A 12,909-nucleotide genomic window follows, 5' to 3' on the forward strand; every position below is an offset into this window, starting at 1 on the left:
CCCGCACGACACGCCGACAACGCCCGTCATGAACGTCTGCCCGCGCTACTCCGCCGCCATCTGCATGCGAGCGGCGCTGACGTCGCGCAGCGGCGACTGGCCGTACAGCCGGCTGTATTCACGGCTGAACTGCGACGGGCTCTGGTAGCCGACGCTGTAGCCCGCTGTTCCCACATCCATCTGCTCGACGAACATCAGCCGGCGCGCCTCGTGCAGCCGCAGTTGCTTCTGGAACTGGATCGGCGTCATCGCGGTGACCGCCTTGAAATGGTGATGCAGCGAGGAAACGCTCATGCCGACCTGGTCGGCGAGGTCTTCGACGCGCAGCGGCCGCATGAAATTGCCGCGCAGCCAGGCGATGGCCTGGGCGATGCGGTTGCTCGGCGTCTCCGCGGTGGCGATCTGCAGCAGGCGCGGACCGAACGGACCGGTCAACAGGCGATAAAGAATTTCCTGTTCGAGCAGCGGTGCCATGGCCGGGATATCTTGCGGCCGGTCGAGCAGCCGGAGCAGCCGCAGCGCGGCATCGAGCAGTTCGGGCGGCGCGAGGTTTACGGCGACGCCGCGCATGGCATCCGGCGCCACGGTCGCCGGCGACAGTCGGACGCGGGCCAGCACCTGCTTCGGCTGCGCGGGATCGATCGCCATGCCGAGCCCGAGGAATGGCTCATCGCAACTGGCCTCGATCACCTTGGATGTCACCGGCAGGTCCAGCGAGACCACCAGGTATTCGCCGACGCCGTAGCGATAGCGCTCGGCACCGAGTTCGAGGGTCTTGGCGCCCTGCACCACCAGCCCGAAGCATGGCCATTGCGCGGCGTGGTGATATGGCGTCGGCGCCGTGCAGCGGCTCAGAGACAGGCTGCCGATCCCGGTGACGTGGGATCCCTCGCCGGTTGCCCTGCGGGCAATGATATCAGCCAGTTCGCTATAGGGATCGAGAGCCATCGTCCGTGCAGAACCTTTATTTGCATATCGTCACGCAGCGCCACCCTACCCGATCCCGGCCGATGGCACAGCGGCGCCGGCGGCGATTTGCAGGATCGTGCATGAATCTCGCAGGATCGCGCTAACGCTTCGGGGGCGCCCGCGCGCATAACCCCGCGCCCGGGAGCGCGCTCCCGCAGCGCCAAGGCGGCTCCCCATGACGAACCCGACATCATCCAGCAAGGTCATCCTGATCAGCGGTGCCAGCAGCGGCATCGGCGAAGCCACTGCGCGCCATCTGGCTGCAGCCGGCCACCGCGTCGTGCTCGGTGCCCGCCGCCTCGAACGCATCGCCGCCATTGCCGGCGAGATCCGGCAGGCCGGCGGCGAGGCGCTGCATCACGAACTCGACGTCGCCCGCCTCGGCAGCTTCAGGGCCTTCGTGCTGCTCGCCAAGGCGCATTATGGGCGGATCGACGTGCTGGTGAACAATGCGGGCGTGGCACCACTGGCAATGATGGACGAACTGCGGGTCTGCGACTGGAACCATATGATCGACGTCAACCTGCGCGGCGTGCTGCATGGCATCGCCGCGGTGCTGCCAGTCATGAAGGAGCAAGGCGCCGGCCACATCGTCAATGTCGCCTCCACCTCCGCGCACCGCATCGTGCCCACCATGGCGGTCTACTCCGCCACCAAGGTCGCGGTGCGGGCACTGTCGGAAGGGCTGCGGCAGGAGAGCAAGGATCTGCGCGTGACTGTGGTCAGCCCCGGCATGACCCGGACCGAGCTGGCCGGCACCATCAGCGATCCCAAGGCCAAGGCGACAATTTCCGCGATGATGGATGAGCAGGGTATCCCCGCCTCGGCCATTGCCGAGGCGATCGCCTATGCCATCGGCCAGCCCGGCAATGTCGATGTCGGCGAGGTCATCGTCCGCCCGACGGCGCAGGGGTAAGCGCCGCCGATTCGTGCCGCCGAGGGGGCGTCCGGCCGGCAATCATGCCGGGAAATCGGCTTCGACCGCGACCTACGGCTGCACTTCCCCGTAGGGGCACGGGTGTTCCCTTTTGCTCATCACGCGCGCCCGCTTGAGTCTCGTCAAAGCAAGCCCTCGGCGGCAAAATAAAGTTGCCCTGTGAACAGCGGGCAGAGCTGCCCCGATCCGAACAATTTGAAATATTTTCGGCTTCCGATTCCGTGAGGACTCACTGATACTTGGCAGCAATCGAGGTGCGGCTTGTCCCCTTGGTTATCCCCTGCCTCCACCATATTTAGTGATTGATTCAGGAACTCGTACTAGTCCTTGACGCGCGCGATCCAGTTGGCCTAGTTTTGGATGGTCCGGTGCGGGTGGTTATTTGTCCCGCCGGGCGATCCCCAGAAGGGTTCCAGACTGACCGCTCCGCCAGCCCGCAGGGGTCGCGGTGCATGGGCAGTTCTGTCCCGAAAACGGGCGACCTTCTGGACGTCAATGCGAGCCGGACCAATGGCCCGGGATGCGGTGTGAGGCGTTGATCGGCAGCAGGCCGGCGGTGGAATTCCATCGCCCTCCCATGGCCACAGAGAAACAAGGACCGGGTCCACCCGGCCAAGCTGCGAACCCGCAAGGGTCCGCTAAACTGAAATCCGCCGGCGCTGCCCAATCGGGGCGCCAGGCACAGACGGGGCACGACGATGCAGATTCAACGGCGCTACACCACAGACGGTCTGTCACCCTATGCCGGGATCGATTTCAGATTTACGACGTCGGAGATTCGCAATCCCGACGGCTCGGTGGTGTTCAAGCTGGAGAACGTCGAAGTCCCCGACACCTGGTCGCAGGTCGCCTCCGACGTGCTGGCGCAGAAGTATTTCCGCAAGGCCGGCGTCGCCGCCCGCCTGAAGAAGGTCGAGGAAGAGACCGTGCCGTCGTGGCTGTGGCGCTCCGAGCCCGACACCCTGGCGCTGGCCACCCTGCCCGAGAAGGAGCGCTACGTCTCCGAACTGTCGTCCAAGCAGGTGTTCGACCGCCTCGCCGGCTGCTGGACCTATTGGGGCTGGAAGGGCGGCTACTTCACCACGGAAGAGGACGCGCACGCGTTCCACGACGAGCTGCGCTACATGCTGGCCAAGCAGATGGTCGCGCCGAATTCCCCGCAGTGGTTCAACACCGGCCTGCACTGGGCCTATGGCATCGATGGCCCCGGCCAGGGCCACTATTACGTCGACTTCAAGACCGGCAAGCTGACCAAGTCGAAGTCGTCCTACGAGCATCCGCAGCCTCATGCCTGCTTCATCCAGGGCGTGCAGGACGATCTGGTCAACGACGGCGGCATCATGGACCTCTGGGTCCGCGAGGCCCGTCTGTTCAAGTACGGCTCGGGCACCGGCTCCAACTTCTCGCGCCTACGCGGCGAAGGTGAAAAGCTGTCCGGCGGCGGACGCTCGTCGGGCCTGATGAGTTTCCTGAAGATCGGCGATCGCGCCGCCGGCGCCATCAAGTCGGGCGGCACCACGCGCCGCGCCGCCAAGATGGTGGTGGTCGACGCCGACCATCCGGATATCGAGAGCTACATCGACTGGAAGGTGAAGGAGGAGCAGAAGGTTGCGGCCATCGTCACCGGCTCCAAGATCAACCAGAAGCACCTCAAGGCGATCCTCAAGGCCTGCGTCAACTGCGAAGGCTCCAACGACGACTGCTTCGATCCCGAGAAGAACCCGGCTTTGCGCCGCGAGATCAAGCTCGCCCGCCGTGCGCTGGTGCAGGACAACGTCATCAAGCGCGTCATCCAGTACGCCAAGCAGGGCTACAAGGACATCGACTTCCCGGTCTACGACACCGACTGGGACAGCGAGGCCTACCTCACCGTCTCCGGCCAGAATTCCAACAACTCCGTCTCGCTGAAGGACGACTTTTTGCGCGCGGTGGAAACGGATGGGACCTGGGACCTGATCGCCCGCAAGGACGGCAAGGTCATGAAGACCCTGAAGGCGCGCGACCTCTGGGAGAAGATCGGCTACGCCGCCTGGGCCTCGGCCGATCCCGGCCTGCACTTCAACACCACCATGAACGACTGGCACACCTGCAAGGCGTCGGGCGACATCCGCGCCAGCAATCCGTGCTCGGAATACATGTTCCTCGACGACACCGCCTGCAACCTGGCCTCGGCCAACCTGTTGACCTTCCACAACGTCGAGACCAACCGCTTCGACGTCGATGCCTACGAGCATCTGTGCCGGCTGTGGACCGTGGTGCTGGAAATCTCGGTGACCATGGCGCAGTTCCCGTCCAAGGAGATCGCCCAGCTGTCGTTCGAATACCGCACCCTCGGCCTCGGCTATGCCAACATCGGCGGCCTGCTGATGAGCATGGGCCTGTCCTACGACTCCAAGGAAGGCCGCGCGCTGTGCGGCGCCCTCACCGCCGTCATGACCGGCGTCAGCTACGCCACCTCGGCGGAGATGGCGAAAGAACTCGGCCCGTTCCCCGGCTACAAGAAGAACGCCGCGCACATGCTGCGGGTGATCCGCAACCATCGCCGCGCCGCGCATGCGGAGTCCCGCGGCTATGAGGGCCTCGCCGTCAACCCGGTGCCGCTCGATGGCGAATCCTGCCCGCAGGCCGACATCGTCGCCCACGCCCGCGCTGCCTGGGACCTCGCCCTCGAACTCGGCGAAATCCATGGCTACCGCAACGCCCAGACCACCGTGGTCGCCCCCACCGGCACCATCGGCCTGGTCATGGATTGCGACACCACCGGCATCGAGCCCGATTTTGCCCTCGTGAAATTCAAGAAGCTCGCCGGCGGCGGCTACTGGAAGATCATCAACCGCGCCGTCCCCGCAGCACTCCGCGTGCTCGGCTATCGCGAGAGCGAGATCGCCGAGATCGAGGCCTATGCGGTCGGCCACGGCTCGCTCTCGAACTCGCCGGGCATCAACTCGTCGACCCTCAAGGCCAAAGGCTTCACCGACGAGGCACTGGCCAAGGTTGAAGCGGCTCTTCCGACCGCGTTCGACATCAAGTTCGCCTTCAACAAGTGGACCTTTGGCGAGGACTTTTTGCGCGATACCTTGAAGATCGCGCCGGAAGCCATCGCCGCCCCCGGCTTCGACCTGCTCGCCGCCGTCGGCTTCTCCAAGCGCGAGATCGAGGCCGCCAACGTCCACATCTGCGGCGCCATGACCGTGGAAGGCGCGCCGCACCTCAAGGCCGAGCACTACGCCGTGTTCGACTGCGCCAATCCCTGCGGCAAAGTGGGAAAACGCTACCTCTCGGTGGAGAGCCACATCCGCATGATGGCGGCGTCGCAGCCGTTCATCTCCGGCGCCATCTCCAAGACCATCAACATGCCCAACGATGCCACGGTGGACGACTGCAAGTCGGCTTACCTGTTGTCGTGGAAGCTGGCGCTGAAGGCCAACGCGCTGTACCGCGACGGCTCGAAACTGTCGCAGCCGCTGAACTCGCAGCTCATCAGCGACGACGACGAGGACGAGGACGGCATCGACGCCTACCTCGACAAGCCGATGGCGGCGCGCACCGCGCAGATCTCCGAAAAGGTGGTGGAGCGTCTGGTCGAGCGCATCGTAGTGATGCGCGAACGCGAGAAGATGCCGGATCGCCGCAAGGGCTATACCCAGAAGGCAGTGGTCGGCGGTCACAAGGTCTACCTGCGCACCGGCGAATATGACGACGGCCGCATCGGCGAGATTTTTATCGACATGCACAAGGAAGGCGCGGCGCTGCGCTCCTTCATCAACAACTTCGCCATCGCGGTGTCGCTCGGCCTGCAATACGGCGTGCCGCTGGAAGAATATGTCGACGCCTTCACCTTCACCCGCTTCGAACCCGCGGGCCCGGTGCAGGGCAACGACAGCATCAAGTACGCCACCTCGATCCTCGACTATGTGTTCCGCGAACTCGCGGTGTCCTACATGTCGCGCTTCGACCTCGCCCATGTCGATCCCACCGAGAGCCAGTTCGACGCGCTCGGCAAGGGTGTCGCCGAGGGCAAGGACCCCGAGCAGCCCAGCAACCGCTACGTCTCCAAGGGCCTGACCCGCTCGCGCACCGACAATCTCGTGGTCATGCGCGCGCCCGACGCCACGGCACCCACCGCCGCCGGCGGCAGCAACGTCACCGCTTTGGCTTCCGGCCACGCGGCGACCGCCCAGGGCGCGTCCGGCACCGCTACGGCGCTGAAGACCGCCGAGCCGGAACGCGCGCTGTCGCCCACCGAGAAGCTGGAAGTGCAAAACTGGAGCAAGGCCGGCACGGCCAACGCGCAGCCCTCGAAAGCCGAGCGTCGCGAGGAAGCGAAAGCCAAGGGCTACGAAGGCGAAATGTGCGGCGAATGCGGACATTTCTCGCTGGTGCGCAACGGCACGTGCATGAAGTGCGATACGTGCGGCTCTACAACCGGGTGCAGTTAGCCGTTCGCAGTTAGAGAGCCCATCGGCAAACGGCTTTCCCGACTATCTTTAAAAACAGTTCCGAGTTGCACTGGAACAGCAAAAAGCAAAACCCGCCTCTTGGCGGGTTTTTCATTTGAATAAGGAAATTGCGTTGCTCAGATCTGAGGAGCCAGGCCGCTCGCGACGCGCGCTCCCCATAGCGCCGTAGCGAGCGAGCGGCCGGTTAACTATTTCGAACTTTGCTCACCAGGCTGTCGTTCAAGAACGTGACGCTCTGCTTTCGGAGCTCGAAAAGGTGAAAGCAACTTCTGTAGCAGACGAAAAGGCCAAGTCCGCGATTTCCGAAGTGACCAAGGAGCACTACTCACTGAGTCTCTTTGGCGGTTGGACTGCAGCAGGCCTCTCGACCTCAATTCTATTGTTGGACAAGCCACTAGGTGGCTTGATCGAAGAGATTTTCAGGGAAAACACTCAATATGCCCAGATCGCGAAAATTGGCCTTGGATTCGTGATCATCTTTGGCACCGCGCTATCCCTGTGGTCGAAGCACCAAGAAAGTCAGCGTTCAAGACGTTTTTCGTCCATTCTCACGGACGTGGGTACACAGCAAATACTTCACTCATATAGCTACTTGATATTTGAGAATGGTCCAACCGATGCCACCCAAGATTTTTCACTCGCCTCGTTAGCTTCGGCAATTCGCGAATACTCTCGCATTCCTGATCGCACGTCTTGCGAAGCAACAGCCGAAGCAATCATAAAAAAACTGGAGGCTCGTAATCTTATTCCCAAAACTACTACAGTTAGTTTTTCTCCAAAATACTCCATCAGTAAAGAGACACTGGAGAGCAGCGACTGGCACGACTTCTATAGATTTGAACGGTCGGATACCGTTCATGCGAGATTAAAGAGGTATGTGCAACGCAAACTGACAAAACTTCGCTCAAAAAAGAAGGTTGACTAGCCCGCAGGGCGGATTAGCGAAGCGTAATCCGCCGCTTTTACAGCTGGTCAGCTCAATACGCTTCTTTGTTACGCCCCTCGCGTCACGATTCTTTCAACTGACCGTGCCCGCATGGGTTAATGGAGATTTTAATGGCTGATAGCGCATATTCTTGGGAAGACTCTAAGCTACGCGCTGCCGATCTATCTGACGAGGCACAAGGGTCAAAGCTTCTCTTTAGAGGACATGCATCATCGAATTGGGACCTAAAGACGACGTTAGAACGAAGCCCGCACACAGTCGATATTGAAACTTATTACAGCACTATTTTAAAGATCCGAACGGAGGTCCAGACCTATACTAACCAAAGCTGGCCTGAAGATCCGGCTTTTGACAAGATTCAGAGTGAACTGCGTAGTGGTTACGACTCTTTTTCTAGATTTGTTACGTTTGGAAACTTTCCGCACTATCCGTATTTGGCCTATCTTCGTCATCACGGCTTTCCGTCGCCGCTGCTCGATTGGAGCGCCTCACCCTTCGTTGCTGCTTATTTTGCATTTCGTACTTCTAGTGACGAAGACGTTGCAATTTTTGCTTTTCGCGAGCGCGGACCTAGCGGCATGAAGGTGGGTGGAAGCGATGAGCCAACAATCACATTGTTAGGCCCCTATGTAGCAGGCCCGAGGCGACACTTTGCTCAGCAATCAAGATACACCGTATGCACGAAGTGGGAGAAAGATTGGCCCTATTTTTCCGATCATTCTGACGTTTGTCGAGCGTTCGACCCCAATGCGGAGTTTCAGCAAGACGTTGTTTTTAAATTTATTCTGCCAGGCAGTGAGCGGCGAAAAGTCCTCACGGAATTGCAGATGTATAATCTCAATGCCTTCACGCTCTTTGGGTCCGAAGAAAGTCTAATGGAATGTCTTTCGATTCGAGAGGAATAGGCAGCCCGTATGGCGGGTTAGCGTAACGTAACCCGCCGCCCCGCGGCCGGGCTGCACAATACGCTTTGCACTTGCGCCCTGCTAGCTGGACGAAACCCGCTGAGGCCGGTCGGCGCAAGGGCCAGTCCGATCAATCGTTTTCGTCAATACTCGTCAATTTCCAGCCGCCATCATCCTTGCCGAAACTGTAGATGAGGTGGCCGCAGAAAGCAGAATAGCTGACCTTGCCCTCGTGGGTGTCCATGACGGGCTTCTGCTTGGCAAGACACGTCCGCTGCGCCGGTTTGAAAGCACCCTTCCAGATCACAGGGAAATCGGCCGCTTGCCGTTGATCGATGTAAAAAACCGGATATTTGACCATCTGCGATACGGCCGTCTGGTCGCTCCTGCCGACGGCAGCGTTGAATTGCGTCCAGAACGCCGCAAAACCGTCATCGCTCCCCGCCGCCAGCATTGGTCCCGCCGAGATCAGCAAACCAGCCACAAGCAGTCCCCTGCCGATCACCGATCCAATCGAATTCATGTTCGCATCTCCACGCAGCAATCAAGCATTGTTCGATATGTCGTGGATGGCCTGGGATGGTTCAGAACCGAAACAGGATGTACGGCCCCGGATATCGCTCCGCTCATCCGGGCTACCGGTGCCGATGGCTGCCAGTCGCGTCGCCGGAAGCCAAAACCGCGCGTCCCACCCTCGCCGCTGAACCATTTGATCGGCGCCCCCGACCAACGGACAAATCAGCGTCCGGAAATGGCGGTCGGTTATCCCCGGCTGCTCCGGCCATAAGCGGAGTCCCCCGGCGATGCCAATGTACTTGTCAAAACGCCGGCTGTTCGCAGGCATGGCCGTGGTGGTTCTCGCCGGGTTGCCGGGCGTGGTCGCCGCGGACGAGTGGGAGTCCTGCGTCAAGCTGTCGGATGACCTTGCAGTCGCCGGCTGCTCGGGCGCCATCGACTCCCACGAATACACGGGTCGACGCCTCGCCCGTATCCATACGCGTCGTGCCAGCGCGTTCGCGGCGCAGGGCGACCTCACCCGTGCCATGGCGGATTTCAGCGAGTCGATGCGGATCGATCCGACCTATGCGTCTGCCTACAACAACCGCGGCAATGCCTGGTTTCACAGGGGCGATTTCGACCGCGCCCTCGCGGACTTTAACCAGGCGATCCAGCTCGATCCGAAAAATGGCAGCACCTACGCCAATCGCGGCAGCGCCTGGGGCTCCAAAGGCGACTTCGACCGCGCCATCGCCGATTTCGACCGGGCGATCCGGCTCGATCCGAAAGATGCCGTCGCGTATTACAGCCGCGGCAGGGCCTGGTTCGGCAAGGGCAACCTCGACCGCGCCATCGCCGACTACAACCAGTCGATCCAGCTCGATCCGAAGGATGTGAGCGCTTACGTCAATCGCGGCAGCGCCTGGGGCAACAAAGGCAACCTCGACCGCGCCATCGCGGACTACAACCAGGCGATCCGGCTCGATCCGAAAGAACCCAAAGCCTATTACTACCGCGGCTTGGCGTGGGAGATGAAGCGCAGTCTGCCAGCGGCATTGGCCGACTTCAGGATGCATACCCAAATCGCGCCCGCCGATCCGGACGGCCTCGAGGCCTTGAAGCGCGTCTCGAAAGAACTGAGCGCCATATGATGGGCGGCGCTGACACGGGACGGGCACACGGTTGCCCCTGCTCCGTGCAGCAAGCGTAGCCCGCACGAGCGAAGCGACATGCGGGTTGTCGATTGGCTGTCCCGGTCCCGCATATCGCTTCGCTCATGCGGGCCCTGACTCATCCCTACCCCACAAACGCCGCTTCAAGATCGGCGATGACGAGTTTTCGCATGCTCAGCATCGCCTGCATGGCGCGGTCGGCCTTCGCGCGGTCGGGGTGTCCCAGCATGGTGCCGAGCGCGGCGGGGATCACCTGCCAGGACAGGCCGAACCGGTCCTTGAGCCAGCCGCAGCGGCCCTCCTCGCCGCCATCCGCCGTCAGCCGGGTCCAGAAATAGTCCACCTGCGCCTGGGTCTCGACGCTGACGAAGAACGACACCGCCTCGGTGAATTTGTATTGCGGGCCGCCGTTGAGGGCGTGGAAGCGTTGCCCTTCCAGCTCGAACGTCGCCATGAAGTCGTTGACCACCTCCACCTGGGCGTTGGGAAACACCGAGGTGTAGAAGGCGACGGCGTCCGGAACTTTGTTGTCGAACCAGAGGAAGGGCGTGATGGACGTCATGGAGTGATCCCGGCTGAAAGACGATGCCGGACGCGCCCGATGCAGCGCCCAGTCGCACAAAGGACGATCCGGAGCATGGCGCGCCGACAACGGGCCGGGAATTGTTTTCCGGCCGCAGCGGCGCGCGGATGACCGCAAACGGCCGGCAAGCGTCGCCCGCTTGCCGCATTGTCTCCGCCCCCGGGACTATGCGACGCTGCCCGGCCGGTCGTCCCCGGCCATCCAGCGAGACCGCCCATGACAACAGCGCTTATCTTCGGATCGACCGGCTTCATCGGCTCGCATCTGCTTGATGACCTGCTCGACAGCCCGGACTACGCACGGGTGATCGCCGTGGCGCGCAAGCCGCTGCCGCTGAGCCATCCCCGGCTGACCGTGCTGATCGGCGATCTCGCCACCCTGCCCGCTTTGGCCCCCCAACTGGTGGCCGACGACATCTTCATCGCGCTTGGCACCACGCGCAAGCACACGCCCGATGAAGCCGAGTATTACAGGATCGATCACGATTATCCGGTGCTGGCGGCCAAGATCGCCAAAGCGAACGGCGCGCAGGCGGTGTTCGTGGTCACGGCCGTCGGCGCCAATGCCGCCTCCCGCCTGTTCTATGTGAGGACCAAGGGCGAGGTGGAACGCGACATCATCGCACTGGATTTCGCGCATACGCATATCTTCCGCCCGTCGATGATCATGGGCCAGCGCGTTGAAGACCGGCCGGGCGCGCGGCTGATCATCGCCGCATGGCACGTGCTCAATCCGCTGCTGCTGGGGCCAGCCGATCGCTACCGCGGCATCACCGGAGGCGAGATCGCGCGAGCGATGCTGCACGCGGCGCGCGGCGACGCGCCGAAGCTGCGCGTCTATCACTGGAAGGACATGGCCGCGCTGCAGCGGGAGCCGGATCGGCAAGCGTAGTCGAGGTCAACGGAGAGACATCCGGGATTCGGCAGGGTGAGCCCTGTCCCGCGCATCGCTTCGCTGAGCCGGACGACAGGCTGACATCGGTGCGACATCGTGATAAATTCCCCCCATGAAGACCAAGCCGCTGGCCGACATTCTGGAACGCGTCGAAACCTGGCCGCCCCATGTGCAGGACGAACTCGCCGCCTTTGCGCGCGAGCTCGACGCCGGCGTCAACGGCCATGACTATCAGCCGACGGCGGACGAACTGGCCGGCATCGACCGCGGCCTGCGCGATGCCGAGGCCGGCCACTTCGCCAGCGATGAACAGGTCGAGGCGGCGTTCGCCAAATTTCGCGGTCCATGAAGGTCGTCTATACGGACGAGGCGCTGAGGGATCTCGAGGCGATTGCCGAATGGCTGGCTGCACATTACCCGACGGTCGCCCCGGCCGTCGAAAAACGAATCCGCAGCGTCGTGTCGTACATTGCGCGGTTTCCGGAAAGCTCGCGCCGCTCCGCCGGCCGGTCCGGCGTTCGCGCGGCGCCGCTTGGGCGCTATCCCTATGTGATCTTCTATCGCGTCGCCGGCGACGCCATCGAGATCCTTTATATCCATCATACGGCGCGGCAACGCCGCGATGATGACGGTTCGCACAAAACGTAACCCGGTTGCCGCCGCTCCATTCGCAGCCTAAACCTCGCCGATGCCTTCGCCGCGCGACACCAGATCTCCCATCCGCAAACGGCGCAGGCGCACAGGGTGGAACCGGCTTCGCCGTCCGCTCGCCCGCAGCGCGCGATGGCTGCGGCGGACATGGGCATCGACGCCAACAGCGGTGCGGATCGTTGCCGTGGTGGCGGCGCTCGTGATCATGCTGCCGCTGGCCAACCTCGCCTGGCAGGTGGTGCGCAAGCCGACCGAGCTGTTGTTCTTCGCCGATCGCAAGCTCGACAAGCAGCCGGCCGACACCTGGCGGAACTACGGCGCATCGTTCCGCCAATTTTCCACCGACGCCATCTCGCCCGAACTGCTGGCGGCGCTGGCGCAGATCGAGAGCAGCGGCAATCCCGCGACGCGCACCTACTGGCGCTGGCGGTGGAGCTGGAATCCGGCCGCATGGTACAGACCGGCCTCGAGCGCCGTCGGGTTGTTGCAGATGACCGATCCGGCTTTTGCCGAAGCCTCGCGCTATTGCATCCGCGGCCACGCGGTCGTGGACGACTGCTGGTTCAAGAGCCTGTATTTCCGCCCGCTGCCCGGCCACGCCATCGAACTGGCGTCGATCTATCTCGATCGCCAGGTCGCCGGCGTGCTCGCCACAGCCGCGGGCACCGCGCCGACCCCGCAACAGAAGCAGGACCTCGCGGCCTTCATCCATCTGTGCGGCGCCCGCCCCGCCCGCGCCTTCATGCGCCGCGGCTTCCAGCCGATGGCCGGTGAGCGCTGCGGCGATCACCTCGTGGCGAGCTATCTCGGAAAGGTCAACGCCATGAAGCAGCAGTTTTTGCGGCTGGCCGCGAACGACAAGAGCGAGGCCGTGGCCCCATAATCCGTCGGCAT

At 62.6% G+C, this 12,909-nt stretch carries 13 protein-coding genes; 9 read left to right on the forward strand and 4 right to left on the reverse strand.

The annotated features are described in order from the left end of the window. Positions 1 to 45 precede the first annotated feature (45 nt). The gene (locus ACUXVA_RS23005; protein ID WP_445488327.1) at positions 46 to 948 is read right to left on the reverse strand and encodes an AraC family transcriptional regulator; all 903 of its coding nucleotides are present in this window, start codon (positions 946 to 948) and stop codon (positions 46 to 48) included. A gap of 196 nt (positions 949 to 1,144) precedes the next feature. Between ACUXVA_RS23005 and ACUXVA_RS23010 the strand changes: the two genes are divergently transcribed. The 4 genes from ACUXVA_RS23010 to ACUXVA_RS23025 all read left to right on the forward strand — a co-directional run bounded on the left by ACUXVA_RS23010 (position 1,145) and on the right by ACUXVA_RS23025 (position 8,217). After that, the gene (locus ACUXVA_RS23010; RefSeq protein WP_445488329.1) at positions 1,145 to 1,885 is read left to right on the forward strand and encodes an SDR family oxidoreductase; all 741 of its coding nucleotides are present in this window, start codon (positions 1,145 to 1,147) and stop codon (positions 1,883 to 1,885) included. A 719-nt stretch (positions 1,886 to 2,604) separates the two neighbouring features. After that, a complete protein-coding gene (locus ACUXVA_RS23015; protein ID WP_445488331.1) occupies positions 2,605 to 6,345 on the forward strand; it encodes a vitamin B12-dependent ribonucleotide reductase in 3,741 nt (1,246 codons plus the stop codon). Positions 6,346 to 6,622: 277 nt separating this feature from the next. Next, on the forward strand, positions 6,623 to 7,291 hold the full coding sequence (locus ACUXVA_RS23020) for a hypothetical protein (protein WP_445488333.1): 669 nt from the start codon (positions 6,623 to 6,625) through the stop codon (positions 7,289 to 7,291). 131 nt (positions 7,292 to 7,422) lie between these two features. Next, a complete protein-coding gene (locus tag ACUXVA_RS23025) occupies positions 7,423 to 8,217 on the forward strand; it encodes an FRG domain-containing protein (RefSeq protein ID WP_445488335.1) in 795 nt (264 codons plus the stop codon). A gap of 130 nt (positions 8,218 to 8,347) precedes the next feature. Here ACUXVA_RS23025 and ACUXVA_RS23030 read toward each other — a convergent pair whose 3' ends face one another. Continuing rightward, the gene (locus ACUXVA_RS23030) at positions 8,348 to 8,740 is read right to left on the reverse strand and encodes a hypothetical protein (protein WP_445488337.1); all 393 of its coding nucleotides are present in this window, start codon (positions 8,738 to 8,740) and stop codon (positions 8,348 to 8,350) included. Between the two features lie 286 nt (positions 8,741 to 9,026). Between ACUXVA_RS23030 and ACUXVA_RS23035 the strand changes: the two genes are divergently transcribed. Beyond that, entirely contained in the window at positions 9,027 to 9,866 is an 840-nt protein-coding gene (locus ACUXVA_RS23035; protein ID WP_265078216.1) for a tetratricopeptide repeat protein, read from the forward strand. A 145-nt stretch (positions 9,867 to 10,011) separates the two neighbouring features. On the opposite strand, the gene ACUXVA_RS23040 is transcribed toward ACUXVA_RS23035, so the two are convergent. Continuing rightward, a complete protein-coding gene (locus ACUXVA_RS23040) occupies positions 10,012 to 10,449 on the reverse strand; it encodes a VOC family protein (RefSeq protein ID WP_265078215.1) in 438 nt (145 codons plus the stop codon). Positions 10,450 to 10,686: 237 nt separating this feature from the next. Here ACUXVA_RS23040 and ACUXVA_RS23045 point away from each other — a divergent pair, with 237 nt between their 5' ends. From ACUXVA_RS23045 to ACUXVA_RS23055, 3 genes are all read left to right on the forward strand, one after another. Then, the gene (locus ACUXVA_RS23045) at positions 10,687 to 11,361 is read left to right on the forward strand and encodes an NAD(P)H-binding protein (RefSeq protein ID WP_445488339.1); all 675 of its coding nucleotides are present in this window, start codon (positions 10,687 to 10,689) and stop codon (positions 11,359 to 11,361) included. 115 nt (positions 11,362 to 11,476) lie between these two features. Then, entirely contained in the window at positions 11,477 to 11,713 is a 237-nt protein-coding gene (locus ACUXVA_RS23050; protein ID WP_265078213.1) for a hypothetical protein, read from the forward strand. Further along, entirely contained in the window at positions 11,710 to 12,012 is a 303-nt protein-coding gene (locus ACUXVA_RS23055) for a type II toxin-antitoxin system RelE/ParE family toxin (RefSeq protein WP_265078212.1), read from the forward strand. Before ACUXVA_RS23050 ends, ACUXVA_RS23055 begins: the two co-directional genes overlap by 4 nt. Positions 12,013 to 12,039: 27 nt before the next feature. On the opposite strand, the gene ACUXVA_RS23060 is transcribed toward ACUXVA_RS23055, so the two are convergent. Further along, positions 12,040 to 12,222 (reverse strand): hypothetical protein, encoded by a 183-nt coding sequence (locus tag ACUXVA_RS23060; protein WP_265078211.1) that lies wholly within the window; start codon positions 12,220 to 12,222, stop codon positions 12,040 to 12,042. Between ACUXVA_RS23060 and ACUXVA_RS23065 the strand changes: the two genes are divergently transcribed. Next, positions 12,203 to 12,898 (forward strand): lytic transglycosylase domain-containing protein, encoded by a 696-nt coding sequence (locus ACUXVA_RS23065; RefSeq protein WP_445493340.1) that lies wholly within the window; start codon positions 12,203 to 12,205, stop codon positions 12,896 to 12,898. The genes ACUXVA_RS23060 and ACUXVA_RS23065 overlap by 20 nt on opposite strands. Positions 12,899 to 12,909 lie beyond the last annotated feature (11 nt).

Source organism: Rhodopseudomonas sp. RCAM05734 (assembly GCF_052658035.1).

Excerpts from the sequence above, each read along its gene's own strand:
- ACUXVA_RS23005 (WP_445488327.1), bottom strand. The coding sequence starts at position 948 with ATGGCTCTCGATCCCTATAGCGAACTGGCTGATATCATTGCCCGCAGG.
- ACUXVA_RS23010 (WP_445488329.1), top strand. The coding sequence starts at position 1,145 with ATGACGAACCCGACATCATCCAGCAAGGTCATCCTGATCAGCGGTGCC.
- ACUXVA_RS23015 (WP_445488331.1), top strand. The coding sequence starts at position 2,605 with ATGCAGATTCAACGGCGCTACACCACAGACGGTCTGTCACCCTATGCC.
- ACUXVA_RS23025 (WP_445488335.1), top strand. The coding sequence starts at position 7,423 with ATGGCTGATAGCGCATATTCTTGGGAAGACTCTAAGCTACGCGCTGCC.
- ACUXVA_RS23030 (WP_445488337.1), bottom strand. The coding sequence starts at position 8,740 with ATGAATTCGATTGGATCGGTGATCGGCAGGGGACTGCTTGTGGCTGGT.
- ACUXVA_RS23035 (WP_265078216.1), top strand. The coding sequence starts at position 9,027 with ATGTACTTGTCAAAACGCCGGCTGTTCGCAGGCATGGCCGTGGTGGTT.
- ACUXVA_RS23040 (WP_265078215.1), bottom strand. The coding sequence starts at position 10,449 with ATGACGTCCATCACGCCCTTCCTCTGGTTCGACAACAAAGTTCCGGAC.
- ACUXVA_RS23045 (WP_445488339.1), top strand. The coding sequence starts at position 10,687 with ATGACAACAGCGCTTATCTTCGGATCGACCGGCTTCATCGGCTCGCAT.
- ACUXVA_RS23050 (WP_265078213.1), top strand. The coding sequence starts at position 11,477 with ATGAAGACCAAGCCGCTGGCCGACATTCTGGAACGCGTCGAAACCTGG.
- ACUXVA_RS23055 (WP_265078212.1), top strand. The coding sequence starts at position 11,710 with ATGAAGGTCGTCTATACGGACGAGGCGCTGAGGGATCTCGAGGCGATT.
- ACUXVA_RS23060 (WP_265078211.1), bottom strand. The coding sequence starts at position 12,222 with ATGATCACGAGCGCCGCCACCACGGCAACGATCCGCACCGCTGTTGGC.